Annotated in this window: 15 protein-coding genes and 1 pseudogene; 5 read left to right on the top strand and 11 right to left on the bottom strand. The window is 62.7% G+C overall.

The genetic code is table 11. The annotated features are described in order from the left end of the window. Nucleotides 1-194: 194 nt before the first annotated feature. The 4 genes from LDZ21_RS23785 to LDZ21_RS23810 all read right to left on the bottom strand — a co-directional run bounded on the left by LDZ21_RS23785 (nt 195) and on the right by LDZ21_RS23810 (nt 6,339). A complete protein-coding gene (locus LDZ21_RS23785; protein ID WP_244797105.1) occupies nt 195-2,894 on the bottom strand; it encodes a CoA-binding protein in 2,700 nt (899 codons plus the stop codon). A gap of 10 nt (nt 2,895-2,904) precedes the next feature. Beyond that, on the bottom strand, nt 2,905-4,203 hold the full coding sequence (locus LDZ21_RS23790) for an ATP citrate lyase citrate-binding domain-containing protein (protein WP_244797106.1): 1,299 nt from the start codon (nt 4,201-4,203) through the stop codon (nt 2,905-2,907). A 795-nt stretch (nt 4,204-4,998) separates the two neighbouring features. Continuing rightward, nucleotides 4,999-5,949, bottom strand: a complete 951-nt coding sequence (locus LDZ21_RS23805; RefSeq protein WP_309774552.1) for a flavin reductase — start codon at nt 5,947-5,949, stop codon at nt 4,999-5,001. A 162-nt stretch (nt 5,950-6,111) separates the two neighbouring features. Then, a complete protein-coding gene (locus LDZ21_RS23810) occupies nt 6,112-6,339 on the bottom strand; it encodes a hypothetical protein (RefSeq protein ID WP_035962778.1) in 228 nt (75 codons plus the stop codon). A gap of 898 nt (nt 6,340-7,237) precedes the next feature. Between LDZ21_RS23810 and LDZ21_RS23815 the strand changes: the two genes are divergently transcribed. Then, a complete protein-coding gene (locus LDZ21_RS23815) occupies nt 7,238-8,515 on the top strand; it encodes a sensor domain-containing diguanylate cyclase (protein WP_244797107.1) in 1,278 nt (425 codons plus the stop codon). Between the two features lie 154 nt (nt 8,516-8,669). Here LDZ21_RS23815 and ilvD read toward each other — a convergent pair whose 3' ends face one another. After that, nucleotides 8,670-10,529: a dihydroxy-acid dehydratase gene (ilvD, locus tag LDZ21_RS23820; RefSeq protein ID WP_244797108.1), complete on the bottom strand. Its 1,860-nt coding sequence runs from the start codon at nt 10,527-10,529 to the stop codon at nt 8,670-8,672. Nucleotides 10,530-10,686: 157 nt separating this feature from the next. Next, nucleotides 10,687-11,643: a LysR family transcriptional regulator gene (locus LDZ21_RS23825; RefSeq protein WP_244797109.1), complete on the bottom strand. Its 957-nt coding sequence runs from the start codon at nt 11,641-11,643 to the stop codon at nt 10,687-10,689. A gap of 140 nt (nt 11,644-11,783) precedes the next feature. Between LDZ21_RS23825 and LDZ21_RS23830 the strand changes: the two genes are divergently transcribed. Then, nucleotides 11,784-12,848 (top strand): Ldh family oxidoreductase, encoded by a 1,065-nt coding sequence (locus tag LDZ21_RS23830; RefSeq protein WP_244797110.1) that lies wholly within the window; start codon nt 11,784-11,786, stop codon nt 12,846-12,848. A 57-nt stretch (nt 12,849-12,905) separates the two neighbouring features. On the opposite strand, the gene LDZ21_RS23835 is transcribed toward LDZ21_RS23830, so the two are convergent. The 3 genes from LDZ21_RS23835 to LDZ21_RS23845 all read right to left on the bottom strand — a co-directional run bounded on the left by LDZ21_RS23835 (nt 12,906) and on the right by LDZ21_RS23845 (nt 16,921). Next, nucleotides 12,906-14,258 (bottom strand): MFS transporter, encoded by a 1,353-nt coding sequence (locus LDZ21_RS23835; RefSeq protein ID WP_244797111.1) that lies wholly within the window; start codon nt 14,256-14,258, stop codon nt 12,906-12,908. A 247-nt stretch (nt 14,259-14,505) separates the two neighbouring features. Continuing rightward, a complete protein-coding gene (locus tag LDZ21_RS23840) occupies nt 14,506-15,834 on the bottom strand; it encodes an MFS transporter (RefSeq protein WP_244797112.1) in 1,329 nt (442 codons plus the stop codon). Between the two features lie 127 nt (nt 15,835-15,961). After that, a complete protein-coding gene (locus LDZ21_RS23845) occupies nt 15,962-16,921 on the bottom strand; it encodes an MBL fold metallo-hydrolase (protein ID WP_244797113.1) in 960 nt (319 codons plus the stop codon). A 110-nt stretch (nt 16,922-17,031) separates the two neighbouring features. On the opposite strand from LDZ21_RS23845, the pseudogene LDZ21_RS31450 reads away from it, so the two are divergent. Further along, nucleotides 17,032-18,721 (top strand): annotated as a pseudogene (locus LDZ21_RS31450) (IclR family transcriptional regulator). Between the two features lie 251 nt (nt 18,722-18,972). Here the strand turns inward: LDZ21_RS31450 and LDZ21_RS23860 are convergent. Together LDZ21_RS23860 and LDZ21_RS23865 are read right to left on the bottom strand one after the other, a co-directional pair. After that, nucleotides 18,973-19,218 carry a DUF2783 domain-containing protein gene (locus LDZ21_RS23860; protein WP_244797116.1) on the bottom strand — a complete coding sequence of 82 codons (246 nt, stop codon included), beginning with the start codon at nt 19,216-19,218 and terminating at the stop codon, nt 18,973-18,975. Between the two features lie 6 nt (nt 19,219-19,224). Further along, entirely contained in the window at nt 19,225-20,919 is a 1,695-nt protein-coding gene (locus LDZ21_RS23865) for an FAD-dependent oxidoreductase (RefSeq protein WP_244797117.1), read from the bottom strand. A gap of 192 nt (nt 20,920-21,111) precedes the next feature. Here LDZ21_RS23865 and LDZ21_RS23870 point away from each other — a divergent pair, with 192 nt between their 5' ends. Both LDZ21_RS23870 and LDZ21_RS23875 read left to right on the top strand, forming a co-directional pair. Next, the gene (locus LDZ21_RS23870; RefSeq protein WP_244797118.1) at nt 21,112-21,657 is read left to right on the top strand and encodes a DUF488 domain-containing protein; all 546 of its coding nucleotides are present in this window, start codon (nt 21,112-21,114) and stop codon (nt 21,655-21,657) included. Between the two features lie 74 nt (nt 21,658-21,731). Then, nucleotides 21,732-22,604 carry a GNAT family N-acetyltransferase gene (locus LDZ21_RS23875; protein ID WP_244797119.1) on the top strand — a complete coding sequence of 291 codons (873 nt, stop codon included), beginning with the start codon at nt 21,732-21,734 and terminating at the stop codon, nt 22,602-22,604. The last annotated feature ends 3 nt before the right edge of the window (nt 22,605-22,607 follow it).

Raw genomic sequence — 22,607 nt, forward strand, 5'->3', positions numbered from 1 at the left:
TCGCGAGTGTAAGTTCGCTGATGCAGGCAAGTGCGGTCCTTGCGCACGACGCCGCCAACATCAGCATTCCGCCGGGCTGCCGACGTTGAACGGGGACCGGCTTCAATGCACATTCGCCGCGACGGCCGCGCTGCCGACGAGCGCGGCGGTACAGAAACAATTGATGTTCGCTGGCTATCAGCGCCGAGTGGTTTTCAAGCCACGAAACGGCACTGGGAGGCTGGCGTGCGGGTGTCCATGTTGCGTCCCCGGTTCAGGTGATCGTCGATTTCCGCCGCGCATCCGAGCATGCGGGGGTAAAGGAAGATCGTGAACGCGGCGCTTTCGAGGTCGCGCTCGGTCAATTCACCGCGTTGAAGCGGCTGCCACAACATCTTCAGCAGCAGGGCCGCGATCACCGCATCGATGTTGACGCAGTACACGTTGCGGGACACGCCGGCATCGAACAACGCCTGAACGACTTCGCGATAAAACGCATGGAACACGTTGTAGTCCCCGCGCTTCTCGCACAAGTTCGCGATGAACACCTCGCGGGGGTCGTGATTGACGGGCCTGTCCTTGAACACCGGATGATTGACGCCCGGTAGCTTCGCGATGTCGAGGCTACCCGCGCTTTTCTGCCGTGCCTTGTACTGCGCGTAACGCTCGACCGCCCGCTCGGCCAGCGCGCGCAGGTCCACGCCATGTCGAGGGTCGGCCGGATCGTCGAGGCCGCTGTTCCGAAACGCTTCGATCAGGAAAGCGACGCCTTCATAGCCGTTGCCGCCATGCGTATAGCCGGTATGCGAAAGAAAGCCGACCAGCGCCTTGTTGAGTTGCACGCGCTCGGGGCTTTCGGGACCATCGGCCGAGACTGCGCCTTTCGCACCCTGCGCCGAGATGGCTCCCGGACCGTTGGTGAGCAGGAGACCGACGAGCGTCCTGAAGGCGAAAAGATCGTCGCGGCCGGGTTCGAAATCGAGCAATGCGGCAAAACAGACCTCAGTGAGGCCGCGTTCACCCAAGAGCGATTCGGTGGTAAAGCCGCAGAAGCCTTCCGGGGTGTGACGCGATGCGTCCGCCGAAGCGCCGATCAGACGTCCGAACAGCATCGTCCACCAGGGCAAGCTCTCTGCGGTCACGCGCGACACACGCTTGCGCATGAGCGGACCCCACGCCAATGTGGTCGTGATCGCGGCGAGCACGGCATCCGCCGTCGGGTGCGCCGGCTGCGACGCCAGCCAGCGGATCAGCACCGACCTGGCTTCACGCTTCGCAAGTCCCGCGAGCATCGCTTCGGCGCGCGGATCGCGGGCATCTGCGAAGAGCGGCTCGCAGCCGGTGGTGTCGATCTGGCGGATATCGAAGCTTTCATCGAGCGCGTTGGTGAGACCCGCAGCCGCGAAGCGATCGATCAGCCATTTCGCGGCATCGCGCGCCGCGCGCTGACGGTTCGGCCCGACAATCGATGCCGCAGCCGCCAGAATCGCGTTGGGGGCGTTGCCCGCCTCGCGCGCCGCCTGGGCCGCGACGAGTTCCGGCGTTCCATGCAGATTGACCGATGCCGCGATCGCTACGCTGATCAGCCTCTCGTCGTTCTCGCCGCCGGATTCGTGCAGCAAGGCAAGGTTCACGTTCGCTTCGAGCGAGCGCGTCGCGGCGTCGAGCATCGAGGTTCCGTGCAGGCTGCTGACTTGCGTTTTCGCGTCCATTTGCGACGCGCCCGATGCGTCCTTGAGCGTCTGGCGCGGCGCAATCGCCCCGATCTGGCTGTTGACCTGCACCACTTGCTCGTCATACGGAGCAACCGCGCCGACCACCGGAATTGCAAGATCAGACGGCAACTCGATACCCTGATCGGAGCCAAACCACGGCTTGAGCGCGAGGCTGCCTTCGGGCTCGAAGTCGGGCATCGTCGCGTTGGCGCGCATGACAGCGGTCAGCGCCGCCGGGATATGCGCAATGTTCGTGACGACCGCGCCCTTGGCCGAGCAGCATGGATCGCCGGGGCTGAAGAGCCGGTCGACGCCGAACTTCTCCATGAACCAGCGTTCCTTCGCTTGTGCGTCATCGGAACCGCCGGCCATCGCGCCAGCATGACCGACCGCGCGCGTCAGCCGGCTTTTCCACCGCCCCACCACGCAGGCAACCACCGGTTTGGTAAAGGCCGCATCGGCTTCATAGTAGCCACCCGGTTCGCAATAGAGCACGGCGGCCTTGCTGCGCGCATCGTTGGCGAGCGCGAATGCGAATTCCGCCGCGGCGTAGTGGATGTAGACGTCCTTGCCGCTCGAAATGACGGTCGACGTGCCCCAGCCGCTCATGCGCAGGTATTGCGCGATCGTCGTGCTGAATCCACCGGAGTTTGAGAAGATAGCGATCGAACCTTTGCGCAGGGAATCGTCCGGATTGTCGCCGCCGAGCGCTCCGCCGATTCTCACTCGATTCCACGAGTCAGCAACGCCCAGCCCGTTCGCCCCGAAGATGTCGATGCCCGCTTGCTGACCCATCGCGCGGATTTCGCGCGCGTCATGCACGGCGATCTTTTCGGTGATGATGAAAATCTTCTTGAGGTCGGGATTGACGCGAATCAGTTCGGCGACGCCGTCACGCGCAGCCGATGGCGGCAGATACACCACGCCGCAGTTGAAGCGGTGCCCTGCCTCCAGCCCTTCGCGGACGTTGTTGTACACCGGGATATCGCCGGCCGCTGTCGAGAGCGTTTGCCCGCCCTTCCCCGGTGACGTGCCAAAGACAATGTTGCCGCCCGAGAAGGCATGACTGACGGGCGTCACATCCGAAGACTCACCGCCGAGAATATTGAGCACGCACACGCGATCGTCGCGCGTGGCGATCTGCGCAAGCGAGTTCACGCCGACGAAGTACTTGAACGGGTTGCTGTGTTGTTTATGCATGTCGTGCTCCTCAAGCCTGTGCCGTTTCCGATTTCACCGCCGTCGCGCCGATCCGTGCTGCGATCCCGGCCCGGCCACCCTCTCGCATCCACGCATCGGCCTTTCGCGCGTACTGGATGACTTCGCTGATGTCGGAGTCGAATCCGAAGAGTCTGTAAGGCAGGCCGAGCGAGTCGCAGGTGTCTCTCAACGCCGCCATGCCGCGCACGAGATTTGGCCCGCCGCGACCCAGCACCACGTAGAGCGGCGTCGGTCCATGCTCGCTGAAGTGCTCGCGAAGGGCATCGGCCATCGCGCGCAGCGTCTCGAAGATGTCGGTGTTGTTCGACTTGCCGCCGATAATGAAAAGCACGTTCGACTGCTTGAGCCAGTGCTTGAAACAGATACGGGCTACTTCCTTCATCTTCGCGTAGGGCGGATTGCCCCCGAAATCCGACGAGATGATCGCGGCGTCGCCGAGCATTTCGGTGACGAGCGAGTTGGCGCCGCCGCCGAACGTCGGCGCGAGGATCGTTCCCTTGTCGTTGATCACGTACACATCGCTTTGGCCCTGATGCGTGCGCAACTGATTGATCTCCTGCTCGAAGTCGGAATAGTCGGCGGCGAACAGGTGTTGCGGCAGTCCAAGACGCGTCCAGCGCGGGTCGTCGCGATCGAAGCCGCACTTGAAGTCGCAGGCGACCGGTGTCAGCCGTCCGTTCTTGTCCTCGCGCATCCGGATCGGATTGAGTTCCGGCGTCGTCATGCCGAAATCGTGAAAGAGCTCCCAGAGTTTCGGCAACTGCTGCACGAGCGGTGAGATGATCTCCTTCGGCGCGCCGATTTCGCTCAGCGCGTTCGCCACGACGAACGCCTTGAGGCCGGTCAACGCATCGAAAGGCACCATCGCCACATGTTTCGGATCGACCTCTTCGATGTCCATGCCGCCCTTGTGCGAGAGCGTCATCGTCGGTGCACGAAAGCGGGTGGAATCGGTGATCGAGAAATAGACTTCGTGCTCGGCTGGCACGCCGGCTTCGAACGTCACGCCATTTGCCTTCGCTGTCAGGTGACCGACGGCATGCTGGGCAAAGTACAACCGCTCTTTCTCGATCAGCGCCGTCTTGAGATCGGCGGCGCGGCCGAGCAAGCCCGCTTTGCCCTTCTTGCCGACTCCGCCCTTGAAGACAGGCTTGATGAAAATCTGGCGATGGCGATCGATCAAGGTCTTGATCTCTTCCTCGCTGGCGCTCGGGCCGAGGATTTCACTCGCCGGGAATCCGACGAATTGCAGCAGGCGCGCGCCGTGCAACATACCGGTGATTTGCATGAAGTTTGTCTCCTGAGGGCATTGCGATAGATAAGAGCGGATGTTCGAAGGAGCGCCGGACATGACAAAGCGGCCGCCGCGCCATTTGCGCTCGGGTTGCGATGTCCGGGATGGGTTGAGGCTGGGCCACGAGAATTAGCGGCCCCGGGTGGCAATCGTCAGCCGCGTCGAGTGCGCTTTGTGTCGTGCATGGCTTGTCTCCGATGCGTTTTATTGCGTTCCACTTCTAGCGGGAATCTTGAGTACAGATAATCACGCAAATTAATTGACACGATAAGTGCAATTTTCTTAAGCATTGATGTCCGGGCGTTATCAATGCAATTCAGACCTTCGGCATCTACAAGGTAGTGAAGGAAGATGACGGCGGCTGGGGGGTTCTGCGGTGACGTGCGTGAAGTCCGAGCATTTTCCGCCGACGCGAAGCGGCAAAGGCGCTCACTACGAACTCGCCCATGCTGACACGCATCCGCAAAAGCACAGCGAGCTCGGCAGCAGGCACAAGTAGCTGTGCTGATAGTCAATGGCGGTTCCCGCGTGACTACACGGTATCGATGTCTATCCAAGGGGCAGCCGTCACCGAACCTACGACCTACACGATCAGCGACTCCTCGTGACACTCTGAAAAAGGGTCATGCAACTACCGTCGCGTACATCGGTTTCAGGTCGCTGCTGCTCGCGGGGTGCGCTGCGGGCGGCACCTGACCGACGCCGAATGTCGCGACTTACCGCTGCGGAGCGACGCTCCTCCAACGATGGCGCAACACCACGGCGAACTCCCGCGCCAGGGAAAGCGGGCTATAACGCATCGCCGTGATATGACTCTTCACGGATGGAGCGGGCGGACGGTGCCGCTGCTATGGTCGCCCAGATACAGGCCGTAGTTCCCCAGTTGACTTTCCTTGCGGTAGCGATCGAGCATGCTTGCAAGCGCACTGTCCTGTAACGTGAGCGTTCTGATATCGTCGAGATCGACGAACTTGCCCGAGGCGGCGGAATCATCCGGCGCGCTGCACAGGAACGTAATGTACTGGTGCCGGGTTTCCGTGTTGTTGTACACCGAGTAGATAAAGCTCGCCGATGCCTCTGGCTGATCTCGCGAAAGAGTGCCGCGAGCGTCTTGTCCGCGCCTTCCTTGCCCATCTCGCGCGATGGCAGGCCCCACGTGTCGTTGGGCCTTCTCACTAGCAACACCTTGTCATCCCTCGCAATGATGGCGCTGACGATCACGCTCGGGCCGGCGATGACTTCGGCCGAGACCTTCGCCGGGGTGAAGTAGCCGCCGCGGTAATAGCCAAGACCTGCATAACCCGCCGAACGGAACGCTTCGACCTTGCCGATGATGACCGCGTGGTCGCCCGCATCGACGATGTGGTGCGTCGTGCAGTCGAACCATGCGCTGACGCCGCCGAGCAGCGGATTACCGTTCCCGCTCATTTGCCAGTGAACGTTGGCGAAGCGGTCGTCGCTCGGACGAGCGAACGTATTCGACAAGTCCTTTTGTCCTTCCGCAAGGATGTTGATCGCGAAATGGCCTGTCGACGAAAACGCCTTGTAATTGCTCGACGTCTTGGCGATGCTGACCAGCAGCAGCGCCAGATCGAGCGACACGGACGAGAACGAGTTGGCGGTAAAGCCGCGCGGCTTGCCGTCGTCGGTCGCGGTGGTCACGATCGTGACACCCGTCATGAACGCGCCGAACGCGTCGCGCAGTTCGCGGGTGTTGCTGGGGACTGTCTCCTGGCTCACCTCGAACCTCCGACTCGATGATTGCTTCATACGGCTCGACTTGCAGCCATGCCGCAATGGTACGCCCCGTACTATCCGGAGGATCTGCAGGCCGCAAGCGACTGGCGGACTATTAGCACCAGACCGAATGTCGATCGCGGCCGCCCGGCCAGATGAGTCACCCTATGCCAATAACCTGATGGGTGGCACCGGCAATTCATCGCCTTCGATAAAAGCCGTCGCCGACAGAATCGCGAAGTGCATTGCACACTCTTCGTTGGCGAATAAGCCCCACCTTCCGAGCGAGGTCACATGACCATCCTCCTCGAAGATGGACGCTGTTGCGACGAATGATTTCCCGTCGCGCAGGACGTTCGGCTCGAACGCCGCTCCTCCGTGATAAATGATCATCGGTTCTCTCTCAGGTCCTTGGGTGGACGGGCATTTCCGGTGCCGTCTCCCGCCGGTCTGCAAGCTCGCGCGGTCGTTGATCGACCGTTCGTTCGAAGAGCTATCGTCATACCGTCGGTTCTGATGCTTGATCTTACCGGTCCGATATTCGTCCAATAGTAGTTCTAACCCCTAACGGGGAAACGCTCTGTCCGAGGGCAAGAACGGCCACCCGAAGCAACGCGAGGCTGTCCCAGCGACGCCTTGACGACTCCGACTTCAGAGGAGCATCGATAGGACATCAACCAACTCTGCAACGGGACCATGTCGCGGCACTCATTCCCTTGCGTCGATTCGTCCTGGGGCTGCAGCGCAAGGGGCATCGTCGGCGTTCGTGCAGGTCGTACTGATGAGATTGCCGTAATCGGCGCGCTGTATGGTGACGATTGAGCGGAGCATCTTGGTGACGGCATCATGGCGATCCAGGCTCTCAGCGAAGCGGTCGCGCGATCTGCGCGAGCGTGATTTTGTTGGCTTCTGGGCAAGCCCGAGCCGTCATCCGCTTCGAAGCGGAACCGATGGAGTTCCTCGGACGATCCGAGCGGTGCAAGCTCGTGCGAAACAATGGTCGCATTCGAATTGAACGTAGCTACCGTGTGGATATCGATAGCAATCGAACCGACGGTTTTTCAACTACCGTGGCCCGCAGCCGTTATACAGAGCTTAGATTCCTCGGCCGAGGGGCTACAGCGGCAGCGGTCGCACTTACGCCATCTCCACCAATGCAAACCACGCTCATTCACCTGCCATCCACGCCGCGGCATCGCGCTATGGCCGCCGCTGCGGCGGCTTTGTCGATAATGCCGCCGTCCTCATCTGGCCACTTGCCAAGAACCCCGGGCCGGTCATTCCCGCCTTTTTGCCGATATTCGCCACTTGGGTCACCGTCACCGAGGGGCTGACCGCGCTGCTGCTCTGGACCCAGTACGTCGTTTCGGGAAGGTTGCTGTTCGCAGCGCTCAGCGGCGCGTACGCGTTCACCGGCGTGATCGCCGCCATTCAATTACTTGTCTTTGCCGGCATCTTCTCGCCAACAGGTCTGCTTGGCGCAGGGCCGCAAACTGCAATCTGGATCTGGGTGTTCTGGCACGGCGGCTTCCCCGCTCTCGTGACAGCCTCGTTGATTTCCCGTTCCGTTCCATCGAACTTGACTCACCGGGCGCGCGGCAGAGCCGTCGTCGTGGGGGCGGTCGCCTTAGCGATCGCCTTTTGCGTAATTGCAACTGTCGGCCAGTCGCACCTCCCGCCGATCGTCGCGCAGTCTGGTTCATATGCGCAGCTATTGAGCAGCCCTGCTGCACTCATTGTCGAAGCGACGTGTCTTGCAGCGCTTGGACTCCACGTCTCGACCACTCGCCTGCGGTCCCTGATGGACCTATGGCTGGGAGCCGCGCTGCTCGGCGCGCTGATTGATGTGACGCTGACGCTGTCGGCGAGCGCCCGTTACAGCGTGGGCTGGTACGCCGCACGCGGGGCCTCGATGATGTCATCGAGCGCCGTGCTTGGAATGCTGGTCTATGAGACGACGGGCCTCTACCGCCGTCTGTCCGAGACTCACCGGACATTGGTCGAGACGTCGGCACGTGACGGCCTCACGGGCGTCTTCAACCGTGCCTACTTCGATGAGCGCTTTGCGCAGGAGTTTTCCCTGGCTTCCGCCAGCAGCCAGCCGTTGAGCGTCCTGCTGATCGATGTGGACCACTTCAAGCAATACAACGACACGTTCGGGCATCTGGCGGGCGATGAGTGCTTGAAACAAGTCGCCGGCGCGCTCGCGAGCACCTTGCGTCGTCAAAGCGATTTCATCGCACGATACGGTGGTGAAGAGTTCGTCGTCGTGCTGCCCGCGTGTGAATCGGAGGCGGGACTGCGCGTCGGTCAGTCGCTCAGGGGGGCGGTGGAGCAGCTCGCGATCCCATCGGCATCGCCGAGCGGCGGACGCGTCACCGTCTCGATCGGATCAGCTTGCACGTTCCCGAACCAGCCTAGGTCGGCGCAAGCGCTGCTAGGCATGGCAGACGCGGCTCTGTACCGGGCGAAGTCGCGCGGCCGCAATCGGGTGGTCGATGCGTCGGAAATCGTCGACCACAAGACTGCCTTTAGGACCACCACCAGCCGCAAGCGGTTCAGCCACTAAGTCCGGACGCGGCGCGGGACCTTTGGTTTAGCTCCATCAACGACCGCACGATCAACCACGCCCGGATAGAAACAACCGCGCCAATTCCGCCGCCGCCGCAAAAAAAAGCCGCTCACAAGAGCGGCTCCAATCGAATCAATCACACCGAGAGAACTTAATCCTCCAACAACGACAAATCCCTGACCGCACCCTTATCCGCCGACATTACCAGCTTCGCATACGCCTTCAGCGCAGCCGACACCTTGCGCGGTCGCTGCTTCGCGGGCTTCCAGCCCTTCGCGTTCTGCTCTTCACGGCGCCGGGCGAGTTCTTCATCGGACAGCAGCACGTCGATCGTCCGGTTCGGAATGTCGATGCGAATCCTGTCGCCGTCGCGCACGAGGCCGATCGCGCCGCCCGCCGCCGCTTCCGGCGAGCAGTGTCCGATCGACAGACCCGACGTGCCGCCCGAAAAGCGCCCGTCCGTCAGCAGCGCGCACGCCTTGCCGAGCCCCTTCGACTTGATGTAGCTCGTCGGATAAAGCATTTCCTGCATGCCCGGTCCACCCTTCGGGCCTTCGTAACGGACGATCACCACATCGCCCGCCTTCACCTTGTCGTTCAGGATATTCTCGACCGCCTCGTCCTGCGACTCCGTCACGTGCGCGGTGCCTTCGAACACCAGAATGCTTTCGTCGACGCCGGCAGTCTTCACCACGCAGCCATCCAGCGCGATGTTGCCCGTCAGCACCGCAAGGCCGCCCTCCTTCGAGAACGCGTGCTCATACGAGCGGATGCAGCCCTCGGCGCGATCCGTGTCGAGGCTCGGCCAGCGGGTGTTCTGACTGAACGCGACCTGCGACGGAACGCCTGCGGGGCCGGCCATGTAGAACGTCCTGACCGCTTCGTCGTCGGTAAGCTTGACGTCCCACTGCGCGAGCGCATCCTTCAGCGTCGGCGCATGCACGGTCGGCACGTCGGTATGCAGTTTGCCGGCGCGATCCAGTTCGCCGAGGATCGCCATGATGCCGCCCGCGCGATGCACGTCCTCGATGTGATACTTGTTCGTGTTCGGCGCGACCTTGCAAAGCTGCGGCACGGTGCGCGAGAGGCGGTCGATGTCCTCCATCGTGAAGTCGATGTCGGCTTCGCGTGCGATCGCAAGCAGGTGCAGGATCGTGTTGGTCGAGCCGCCCATCGCGATATCGAGCGTCATCGCGTTCTCAAAGGCCTTGAAGCCGACGGAACGCGGCAGCACGCCCGTCTCTTCCTGCTCGTAGTAGCGGCGCGCCAGTTCGACGATGCCGCGTCCCGCGCGCTTGAAAAGCTGCTCGCGGTCCGCATGCGTCGCGACCACGGTGCCATTGCCCGGCAGCGAGAGACCGAGCGCTTCGGTCAGGCAGTTCATCGAGTTGGCCGTGAACATGCCCGAGCACGAGCCGCACGTCGGGCATGCGGAGCGCTCGACTTCGGCCACGTCCGCGTCGGAGTATGACGAGTCGGCGGCGATCACCATCGCATCGACGAGATCGAGCTTCTTCAGCTCGATGGCCTTCGTCTTCGGATTGGCGAGGCGCGTCTTGCCCGCTTCCATCGGGCCGCCCGAAACGAAGATCACCGGAATGTTCAGGCGCATCGCGGCCATCAACATGCCGGGGGTGATCTTGTCGCAGTTCGAGATGCAGACCATGGCGTCGGCGCAGTGCGCGTTGACCATGTATTCGACCGAATCCGCGATGATGTCGCGGCTCGGCAGCGAATAGAGCATGCCGTCGTGGCCCATCGCGATGCCGTCATCGACCGCAATCGTGTTGAATTCCTTGGCCACGCCGCCCGCCGCCTCGATTTCGCGGGCGACAAGCTGACCGAGATCCTTCAGGTGGACGTGACCCGGCACGAACTGGGTGAACGAGTTGACGACGGCGATGATCGGCTTCGAGAAGTCTTCGTCTTTCATGCCGGTGGCGCGCCAGAGCGAGCGAGCACCCGCCATGTTTCGGCCCGCGGTGGAAGTTTTGGAACGGTATGTAGGCATCGTGGTGGCTGTTTGATATCGCGAGAAGAAAAGCAGGCCACGAGGGGTAACGGGCCTCGCGCGCATGGGTCGACGACCTTGTGGGCCGGCCGGGCGCGGGTTAAGGATTATCACATAACCGCTGTGTTCATTCCCGGCTCGTTTTCCCCGTCTCGAACTAACGCTGTTCGTCGCTCTGCCGCGCAATACCGACGAGAATATCGACGAATTCTTCTATCGGCTGCGATGCGATTTCGTTTTTTCGCGTGATGACGCTGTAGTTCGTCAGCGTGCGCCGAATGGGAACGCTTAGATACCCTAACAATCCGTTCTTTACGTACTTGTCCATCGCGGATTGCGGTTGCAGCGACAGCATGTCGGTAGCCTGCAACAACTCCAGCGTCGAAAAGATGGAAGGCGTCTCCACGATGCCGACCGGCGCCACCATGCCCGCAGCCGCGAACGTCTCTTCGAATAGCTGCCGCATGGCGGTTCCCGGCGGATAAAGAATCCACGGCCATCGTCCCAGATCGGCAATCTCGAGTTGCCGCTGCTTCAGCAAAGGATGATGCTGCCCGACGACCGCGCACGCGGGCTCCGCCAGCAGATCCACGACATCGAAGAGCGCGGCGTGGCGCGGCTCGGTCGGGCGGCCGACCATCACGTCGAGGCGCTTTTCTTCGAGCCACGTCGCCAGTTGATCGCTGCTCTGTTCGACGAGCTTGATGATGAGCCGTGGCCGCCTGCGCTGAATCTCCTTGATCGCGGCGATGACCAGTTGCGCAGCCGACGCCGGTATGAAGCCCACCGTCAGATGACCGTAGCCGCCGTTCCTGAGCGTGGCGAACTCCCCCGAGAACTTGCTCAGGTTGGCGAGGGTCGTGCTCGCATAACGCACCGACAACTCACCCAGATAGGTCGGCCGCATCTCGCGCGGCAATCGGTCGAAGAGCGGCGCACCGAGCATCGCTTCGACGTCGCTCAGGATCTTCGTCGCCGCGGGCTGCGTGACGTGCATCTGTTCGGCCGCAAGGCGCAGGTTGCGAGTACGGCCCAGCAATTCCAGCAGTTGCAAATGCCTGAAGCGCAGCTTCGTTAAAACCTGAAAGGTCGAGATGGCGGAATCGTGGGACATAAGGGTAAACGCACACAGCCTCATAACCGGATGGAATGGATTCTACGCAATTAGCGATTGGACGCTTATCGAACGGCCAAACGACAATCGACGAGCGCAATGAATCCATACTCAATCCAATCCATAGACTCAGCCAAACCATGAACGCAAGAGTGCGATATTCCGCTACCGAGCTGCAACGCTTTGCACAGGAACTGTTGGTCGAAGCGGGCCTGGATGAACCGAAGGCCCGAGCCGTTGCGAGCACGCTCGTCGACGGCGACCTGATGGGACACGACACCCACGGCCTCGCGTTGCTCGCCCCTTACATCGGCGAGATAGAACGTGCGGCAATGACATGTTCCGGCGAACCGGACGTAATCTCGGACCGCGGCGCGAGCCTGCTCTGGGACGGACGGCGTCTTCCCGGCCCGTGGCTCGTTTTGCAGGGCATCGAAACGCTCGCCCCGAGGGCGCGAGAATATGGAAGCGCGACGCTCGTCATTCGCCGCAGTCACCATATCGCGTGTCTTGCGAGCTATCTGGAGAAGGCCACGGCCGACGGCTTCATGGTCGTGCTGAGCAGTTCGGACCCGGCCGTGCACAGCGTCGCGCCGCACGGCGGCACACGTTCGGTCTTCACGCCGAATCCGATCGCAGCCGGCATTCCGACTTCGGGTACGCCTTTCCTGATCGACATCTCGTCATCGACGGTGACGAACGGCATGACCGCGCGTCTGCACAAAGCCGGGCAACTGTTCGATGAACCCTGTTTTATCGATGCGAACGGCGAACCGAGCCGCGATCCCGGCGTGTTGTCCGCCGATCCGCCCGGGTCGATCCTGCCGGTTGGCGGCATGACCTGGGGACACAAGGGCTTCGGCATGGCGCTGCTGATCGAGGCGATGACGGGTGGACTCGCGGGCCACGGTCGTGCGGACCCCGCTGACGGATGGGGTGCGACCGTGTTCCTGTCGCTATACGATCCGGCTGCGTTCGGCGGCCCCGCCGCGTTCAGCAGGCAGATGGACTGGATTGGTGACGCATGCCGCGAGAATCCGCCCCGCCCCGGCTTCTCGAATGTCCGGATGCCGGGCGATCGCGGACTGAGCCTCAAGCGCGAGCAACTGCGCGACGGCGTTGCGCTGTATCCGGGCATCGCGCCGGCGCTGGAGGCCTGCGCAGAGCGCTATGACCTGCGCTTTCCTGCGGCACTGACTGCGTAGTTTCTTCTTCGAAGCACCCGCGACGCTCATCGCGGGTGCCATCTTCAGCCGCTTCTTTTATGCATTGCGGGTCTGCACGGCCGCCGGTATCGGCTGACGCACGAGCACCCAATAGCCGACTACCGCGATACCGGCCACCGCCGCTCCGACGAACAACGCAGGCTGGAACGAGTGCGACTGCTGCACGATGAAGCCCGTGATGACCGGCGCCAACGCGCCTCCGAAGTACCCTCCGAAGTTCTGCATCGCGCCGATGGATGCGGTGCAGTTGGCCGGCGCCGCCACGGAAGCCATCGCCCACGCCGCGCTGCTCGATACATACAGCAGCAACATTGAGATGGAGATGAAGACGACCGCGAGCGTCGCGCTGTGCGTGAGGCCCGTCAGAACCGTGAAGAACGCGACGCCCAGCAACGATGCAGCCATCGGATACTTGCGGCTGTTGATCGCGGAAACGCCTCGCTTCGCGAGCACATCGCACACCTTGCCGCCGGACAGACTGCCGACCACGCCGAAGAGATACGGAACCGCCGCGACCCATCCCGACTTCGCGATCGTCAAATGGAACTCCATTTGCAGATAGGTCGGCAGCCACGCGTTATACAGCCAGAGCACATAGATCGTGCCGAAGAAACCCAGCAGCATGCCCCACGTCGTACCGAATCCGAACAGACGGCGCCAGTCGTTCCATGTCGGGCGCGCTGCGACCTCCTCTTCGCCGTCGTTCAGATAGGCGCGCTCACGCTGCGTCAGATCGACCTGATGCGGATCGCGATGCACGAGATAAAAGCCCAGTGCGACCACCAGTCCGGCGATGCCCATGATGCCGAACATCCATCGCCATCCGACCGTCAGCATGACGACTGTCAGCAACGGGGCCGATATCGCGGTACCCAGGGTCGATGAACTGTTCCATATGCCAGTCGCCGCGCCGCGTTCCTTCTTGCCGAACCAGTCGCGCACGACTTTCGCGCTCGTCGGGAATTGCGGCGCCTCGCCGATGCCGAGAATCATGCGCGCCGCGAAGAATTGCCCGAAGCTGTTCACGACGCCGCCGAACGCCTGCGCGACCGACCACGTTGCGAGACTGACCGACAGCATCACGCGCGCGCCGAAGCGATCGACGAATGCGCCTGCGGGCAGTTGCGCGAACGCATAGGCCCAAAGAAACGCCGAAAGCAGCAGGCCCATTTCCGCGACCGATAGCCCGAGGTCTTGTCGAATGAGCGGATTGGCGATCGACAGCGTCGCACGATCGATATAGTTGATGATCCCACTTAGTAGGAGCAACGCGAGCGCAGTGCGTTGAATTCTTCGCACTCTCGGTGATGCCTTCTCGCTCGCGGCGAAGTCGTGCGCGCCGCCTGCATCGGAATGCGGCGCACCTGAAACGGGGGACGACTGCTCCATGTATGAGTCTCCTGGCAAGATTGTTATCGTGGCTAATTTGTTTTCGACGCCGCACGCGCTGCTCGCAACTGGCGCAGCATGCACAGCAGGTGATCTGCGCACGATATGTCTGCCTCTGCCGGAAATCCAATCAAATTTACCGTCGAACCGATTCCATCTGTTTATGGCGGGCTAGGTGCAAACCCGCGCAAGCTTGTCTGTCGAGAGAGTTCAATGTCAGGCGATGAACGCGTTGCCCTTGCCTGCATCAACGCGCTCGCGTATCGCTGGCACGCACGCCTGCCAGCAGAGCGATGCCGCTCACCGCGAGCAAGCCCGCCAGCATGTACACCGCGAGATCCATGCTGCCCGTGCTCGTGCGAATCATGCCGATGACCCACGGACTCACGATTCCGCTCGTGATGCCGATGCTGCTGATCAACGCGATGCCCGCGGCCGCCGCGTTCCCCGACAGATAGCTCGGCGGCACCGCCCAGAAGATCGGCAACGCGGCGAAGATAAGTACGGCGGCGACCGAAAGAATCGCGAGCATCGCGGGAAAGCTGTCGAGATGAAGCGTCAGTGCCGCGAGCGCGATACCGCCGCCGATCGTGCAGAATGCGAAGTGCTTGCGGCGCTCGCCCATGCGATCGGAGTGGCGCGCGATGAGAATCAGGCCGATCGCGCCGATCGCATTCGGTATCACCGTGTATAGACTCACCTGCATCACGTCCTTGATGCCGAAGTCACGGATCATCAGCGGCATCCAGAAGTTCAGCGTCAGCGAGGCGCACGTCAGCGAAAAATAGATGAATGCGAAAAGATACACGCGCGGATTCAGGAGCGCCGCCGCGAAAGTGCGGGCATCGTGGCCGCTCTTACCGGTGCGTTCCTGCGAACACAACGTAATCAGACGCGCCTTTTCTTCGCTGGAGAGCCATGCCGCATGCTCGGGCCGATCCACCAGATAGAACAGCGCGACGAACGCAAGCAGCACAGCAGGCGCGCCTTCGATCGCGAACATCCATTGCCAGCCGTGAAGGCCCATCACGCCGCTCATGTCGCGCATGATCCAGCCGGACACCAGTCCGCCGAGCACGCCTGCCACCGCCACGCCCGCGAAGAACACGGACATCACCGCCGCACGGCGATTCGCCGGGAACCAGTACGTGAGGTACAACACGATGCCGGGGAAAAAGCCTGCTTCGAACACGCCGAGCACGAAGCGCAGCAGATAGAAATGCGATGGCTTGCTGACGAACATCATGCCCACCGACGCGGCGCCCCAAAGCAGCATGATGCGTGTGAAGGTCCGGCGCGCACCGTACTTCGCCAGCAGCATGTTGCTGGGCACTTCGCAGAGCACGTAGCCGATGTAAAACACCGCCGCGCCGAGTCCATACATGGCGTCGGAGAAGCCCAGATCGTGCTTCATCTGCAACTGCGCGAAGCCGATGTTAATCCGGTCCAGAAAGGATACGACGTAACACAGGAACAAGAACGGAATGATGCGCCACGCGACTTTCGCAATGAGGCGATCGTCTTCGACCACAACGTTACGGATTCCTGATGATGCAATGTCGACGGATTGATGCATTGTCTCTCTCCAGAACGCCGCCTCATCAGAGGACGGACGCACGCTCGCTGCCCGGACGTCTTTCGCGTCCTGGATCATTAATCGGGAAAAGGGCCCGGTGCCGGGCCCACGAGAATAGCGACGAAGATCAGTCTTGCAGCGCGGCCCACATTTCCTTGTCGCGCTGAGCCGTCCAGATGCGCGGATGCTTGATGCCGCTCGCTTCGTCGTACGCGCGGGAAACGTCGAACGGCAGGCAGTGTTCGTAGATGAACACGTTGCCGAACTTCGGGTCCATCGACTTGCGCGCGAGCGCCATCGCGTTCTTCAGATCGAGCTTCTGCGCGACGGCGTCGCGTCCCGCTTGCAAGAGCGTCGTCACGAAGTCCTTCGTATAGTCGATGCCCTTGTCGACTGCCGCCGGATCGAGCAGCGCGGGACCGCGTCCCGGCACGAGCTTGTGCGGCTCCAGCTTGCGCAGCGCTTCGAGCGTGGCGGGCCATTCTTCGAGTTGCGCGTCGCCGCAGTAACAGGCGGCGTCGTACTCCACGAGATCGCCCGAGAACAAGACCTTCTGCGACGGCAGCCATACAACCGTATCGCCCTTCGTATGGCCCGAGCCGAGATGCGCGATCTTAACTTCCAGCTTGCCGAGCCACAGCGTGATTTCCTTTTCGAACACGAGCGTCGGCCAGGTGAGGCCCGGCACGGTTTCGACGCCGGCGAAGAGACGCGGAAACCGCTCGATTTCCGACTTCATGTCCTGCTCGCCGCGCTCGACGATCATTTCATACGTGCCGCGGCTCGCGATGATCTGTTGCGCGCCTTCCTCGAAATACGCCGATGCACCCAGCACCCGCACCGCGTGATAGTGCGACAGCACCACGTATTTGATCGGCTTGTCGGTGACGGTGCGAATCCTGGCGATCAGGTCTTGCGCCATCGCGGGCGTCGCGGTCGTATCGACGATCAGCACGCCGTCGTCACCGATGACGACGCCGGAATTCGGATCGCCCTCGGCCGTGTAGGCCCATGCGTTATCGGAAAGCTGCGTGAAGGTGATCTTCTTCTCTTCGAGGTCGGCCTGGGATGCGAACGCCTTTGCCATGTCTGTCTCCATTGATCGGCAGGGATGATGCATGGTCGCGCCGCCGTTGATATTTGTCAATAGCAACGTCATTTGCTATACGTGAACTACGGGAAAACCCCGGTTCTATGATGGACAGGCCGGATGCGCTAGCATCGGCCGATCGGACCGCGCGCAGGAGCGAAGCACCCTTGAAAGAAGTCACAGACAAACCGCAACGAGGCATTCAGAGTGTCGAAGTGGCCGGGCGCATTCTCGAAGCGCTCGCGAAACGCCGTGAGCCGGTCGCATTGAGCGAACTCGCCAACGCCGCCGCGCTGTCGACGGCGCAGGCGCATACCTATCTCGTCAGCCTCACGCGGCTCGGCCTCGTCAAGCGCGACGGACTCACCGGCTATTACGAGCCCGGCCCGCTCTCGCTGCGTCTCGGGCTAATGTTCGTCGAGCAGCAGGAGGCGTATCGCGTGGCCGCCTCTCATGCGGCGGGGCTCGCGGAAAGAATTGGCTTTAGCGTGGCGGTGTGCGTTGCGGGCGCTCAGGGGCCGACCATCGTCCGGTATGAACGCGGCGGCTATCCGCTGCACGTGAACCTGCACGTCGGCACGGTGATGTCGCTGCAAACCACGTCCACGGGGCGGGTGTTCAGCGCGTTCCTCGATCCCGGCCAGCTCGCCGCGATGATGAAAGGCCAGGGCATCGACCGGCCGCGCATCGGCATGGACGATACGGCTGCACCGGATCACGCCGTCTCGCAGGCCAACCTCAATGACACGCGAAAGCGCGGCATGGCGCGCAGCGTCGACATGCCGAGCCCCGGCATCAGCAGCTTTAGCGTGCCTGTGCTCGACGCCGGTGGGCATTTGCAACTCGCGCTGACGGTCATCGGACCATCGGGCGCGATGGACGTGACCTGGACCGGCGATATTGCACGCGAGCTGCGTGACGTCGCGCGGCGCATCACCGAAGCACTGACTCAGCCGTCATCCATTCATGCCCTCTGATTTTTTCCCGAACCCGTACGACGCCGCGTCGTCCGAAGCGAAGGCGCAGCGCGGCATCAATGCGCTCGACAGCACGGGCGAACTGCTGAACGCGCTGGTGTCGGCGAGCCGCCCGATGAACCTGCGCGATCTCGCCGCCGCTGCGGGCATGCCGCCCGCCAAGGCATTTCCGCACCTCGTCAGTCTGCAGAAGATCGGCCTGCTCTCGCGCGACGACGACGGCTGCTTTTCCGCGGGCGCACTCGGCTTCGAACTGGGTCTCATCGCGCTGCAACGCCTTTCGCCGACGCGCGATGCCGAGCCCGAAATCGTCTCGCTCGCCGCCGCGACGCAACTGAGCGTCGCCGCCGCCACGCTCGGTCCACTCGGGCCGACGGTGATCCGGCTGGAAGAGTCCGCGCGGCCGCAGCACATCAGCCTGCGCGTCGGCACGGTGATGTCGCTCGTCAATACGGCAATCGGGCGCGTTTTCGCGGCGCATATGTCGGAAGACGTGCTGGAAGGCTTGCTCGCACAGGAAACGATCCGGCTCGCCGGCGCGGCAACGAAGCCGCCGCTCGAACGCGAGTACAGGGCGCGGCTGGAACGCATCCGCGAGCGCGGCATCGACGAAGCCTTCGACGCGCCGGTTCCCGGTGTCGGCACGTTCGCCGCGCCGATTCTCGACCATACCGGCAGCATCCGGCTGGTGATCGCGGTGATCGGTTCGTCGCGGGGCATCGACCGCGACTACGACGGTCCGGTCGCGCGGGCGCTGCTCGCGGCGACGCAGCGGCTTTCGTGGCGCTTCGGCGCGGGCGCGACGATGACGGGCCGGTGAGCGGCATCGTGATGAGCGATTCCACGTAAGCAACGGGAAACGGCGACTAATCTGACGGGCGTCTTCGGCAGCGCCGCGTGTCGTCGACGAAGCGAGCAATCTCTGGCGCACTGAACGGGCGATGCCGCTCCGCACACAGCATCTTGCGACGCGCTGCGGCGAATCAAGTCCGGCGCGCGGCACATCGTCGCTCAAGCCGATTCATACGCACCGCGTTGTGCGAGCGTCAGCGCCGCGACGCGCTTCAGACATCATCGTTCCGTCGAGTGCGTGAGAACGCCGGCGCAATCGGCTTCCGTCACGCCTACGCCCGAGCGGGCTTTCGCAAACGCCTCGACGAGCACGTCCATATCGCCGATATGGTTCGCGAGCAACAGCACGAGCTTGGCGTTGACCATCTGGCTGTCGGCATCGGAGAGGCCGTTGTGCGTGTCGATCAGACGCTCGTAAAAGGCGTCCATATCGGCGATGTTCGGTTCGAGGTTCAGATGGCTCATCGTCGTTCATCCGTTGACTTGGGCGTTGCAGGTCGCGCGGTTCACGGCTGCGCGGACCAAGGCGACGTCGAGCGTGCGCCAGCGTGCGCAGACGTGCTGATCCGGACGCAGCAAATAGAACGTGCCGGGGCGCGCATCGAAACGATGCGTCACGATGCCCTCCACGTCCTCGATCACCTTCGCGTCGGCGGTTGCAGGTGTCTTCATGCCGCGCGGCGCGACGATCAGCGCATGCACGCGCACCGGCAGCCGTGCGAGCGCGGCGAGCCGTTCGGCGGTCTCTGCGATGTCGTCGTGCAGCCCGCGGAAATAGACGCCGGTGAACTGGCCGCCTGAAGTCTGAGGCAAGAACCACGCTTCTTCGCCATCGACGGCGACGGGCGCATCCGTGCAGACCGCGCCGGGAATCATGGTGCAGGAAAACGCATCGGCGGGATCGTCCGGCGTGTTGAGCGGCGAACTCGACAGCACCGCCGGCACCGACAGCCGCCCGCTATTGACGATGCGGCGCGCGAATGCGCTGTCCTTCGCGAGCTTCAGCGCCGCGTCGCGGAACAGGCGCGAGACCGCGCTCTTGGGCGTGATGAAATCGGTCGCGCGGGTCGAATTGCGGATGTTTTCATCGGCGGCGTATTCGCGCTCCGATGCGTAGGTGTCGAGCAGCGCCGATGGCGCATCCCCGTTGACGACGAGCCGCAACTTCCACGCGAGGTTGTCGGCGTCCTGCACGCCGCTGTTCGCGCCGCGCGCACCGAACGGCGAGACGCCATGCGCGGAATCGCCGGCGAACAGCACGCGGCCGTGCCGGAACGAATCCATGCGCAGACACGAGAACGTATAGACACTGACCCATTCCAGTTCGAATTCGACGTTCTCGCCGAGCAGCGCCTTCACGCGGGGAATCACGCGCTCGGGCGCCTTCTCGGCGACCGGATCGGCGTCCCATCCAAGCTGGAAGTCGATGCGCCACACGTTATCCGGCTGGCGATGCAGCAGCACGGACTGATTGCGGTGAAACGGCGGATCGAACCAGAACCAGCGCTCGGTTGGGAACGATGCCTTCATCTTCACATCGGCGATGAGAAACCGGTCCTTGAACGTGCGGCCCCGGCTATCGAGACCGAGCATCGCGCGCACGGGGCTGCGCGCGCCATCGGCGGCGACGACATACTGCGCGCGCAGCGGATACGTGCCGTCAGGCGTCTCGATCTGCAATTCGACGTGCCCATCATGCTGCGTCAAGCCGACGACATTGCTTTTCCAGCGCATCTGCAGGTTGTCGAGCTGCATTGCGCGATCGGCAAGAAAGCCTTCGACGTAGTACTGCTGGAGGTTGATGAACGCAGGCCGCGCATGGCCCGTTTCCGGCAGCAGGTTGAACGTATAGATCAGTTCGTCCTGAAGGAACACCTTGCCGACGTTCCAGCTCACGCCCTTTTCGACCATGCGATCGCCGCAGCCCAGCCGATCGAAGATTTCGAGCGTGCGCTTGGCAAAACAGATGGCGCGCGAGCCGGTCGACAGGGTGTCATCGTTATCGACGAGCACGACCTTCACGCCTTGCTGCGCGAGATCGATCGCGGTGGAAAGCCCGACCGGCCCCGCGCCGATGACGACAACCGGATGCACCGCGTCCGACGGCGCATCGTGCTCGGCCGGCCGGACGTAGTCGAATCGCAACTTTTGATAATCGGTCTGCATGCCGCGTCTCCTGCCACTCAATTTATCTATAGCAACTGCTCTTGCTATACGTGAATTGATGCTCATTGTAGGACGCGGCGGAAAGTTGAAAATCTGTGTAAACCCTAGGGACGTGCGTCGTGCCGCGATAGCGCTCGCCCTTGTCCACGGCACGCCCCCTGCTTCATTCGATCTCACACCTACGAGCGCCCGATGCCCCTGCCCTTCTACACCGTCGGCCATTCCACCCGGACCATCGACGAGCTAGCCGCGCTCTTGCGAACAGCGGACGTGCAGCAGCTAGTCGACATCCGCACGGTGCCGAAATCCCGGACGAATCCCCAGTTCAACGCCGACACGTTGCCCGCGAGCCTCGCGCCCTACGGCATCGCATATGAACGAATTGCCGAACTGGGCGGTCTGCGCAGCAAAGCGAAAGACATTGCGCCGGATCTGAACGGCTTCTGGGAGAACCGCAGCTTTCACAACTACGCGGACTATGCGCTGTCGGACTGCTTCCGCAGCGGTCTCGATGAACTGATCCGCCTCGGCCGTCAGCAACGCTGCGCCGTCATGTGTTCCGAAGCGCTCTGGTGGCGCTGTCACCGGCGCATCGTCGCGGATTATCTGCTCGCGCACGGCGAGACCGTGTTTCATCTTATGGGCGACGACCGCATCGAAGAAGCGCATCTGACGCAAGGCGCCGTGGTCCGCGCGCCGGGCATCGTTCACTATCCGGTTCAAAACCCGGCGACATGACGCAGCAGGATCGTCCTATCCGCGCCCCGGGCGGCGTGTCAAAGTGACAGGCATCTTCCAACGTGGAGCATGCCGTGTCGGCCGCCGAAACATCCGCTCTTCTCTACCGCCCTTTCACCGTCGATGACATCCCCGCCGCGCACGCGCTCTCGCTCGAAGTGAAATGGCCGCATCGCGCCGACGACTGGCGCTTCGTGCTCGATGTCGGCGCGGGCTTCATCGCGCAGGACGGCGAACGCGTCGTCGGCACGGCGCTCTGCTGGAAGCACGGCGACGCGGGCGGATCGCTCGGCATGGTCATCGTCGCGCCCGACAGCCAGGGCAAAGGCATCGGACGCAAGCTGATGGAACTGCTGCTCGAGGCGCTCGGCAGCCGCATCACCGTGCTGCACGCAACGCCCGCCGGCGAGCCGCTTTATGCGAAGCTCGGATTCAAGCGCATCGGCGCGGTCCATCAGCATCAATCCGCTAGTTTCTCCGTGCCTGTCGTGAACCTGCGGCCCAACGAGCGCATTCGCGCGATCGAACCGGGCGATACCGCCACGCTCGTCGCGCTCGCATCGCGGGCAAGCGGATTCGATCGCGGCGCCGTGCTGCCGGCGCTATTGCGCGTCGCGCAAGGCGTGCTGATCGAGCGCGAAGGGCAACCGCTCGGCTTCGCGCTCATCCGCGAATTCGGGCGCGGTCATGCGATCGGCCCGGTCGTCGCGAGCACCGCCGGTCAAGAGCACATGCGCCATGCGCAGGCGCTCATCGCGCATCTTCTGGCACGCAACGAAGATCGCTTCACGCGCATCGATACGCCCGGCGAAAGTGGCCTGTCGGACTGGCTCGCGGCGCTTGGCCTGCCGCGCGTCGATACCGTCATCAAGATGGCGCGCAACGGCACGCCGCCGCACGATGAATCCGTCGCGCAGTTCGCGATCATCAATCAAGGGCTGGGCTGATTC

Source organism: Caballeronia grimmiae (assembly GCF_022879615.1).
Lineage (GTDB): Bacteria > Pseudomonadota > Gammaproteobacteria > Burkholderiales > Burkholderiaceae > Caballeronia > Caballeronia grimmiae.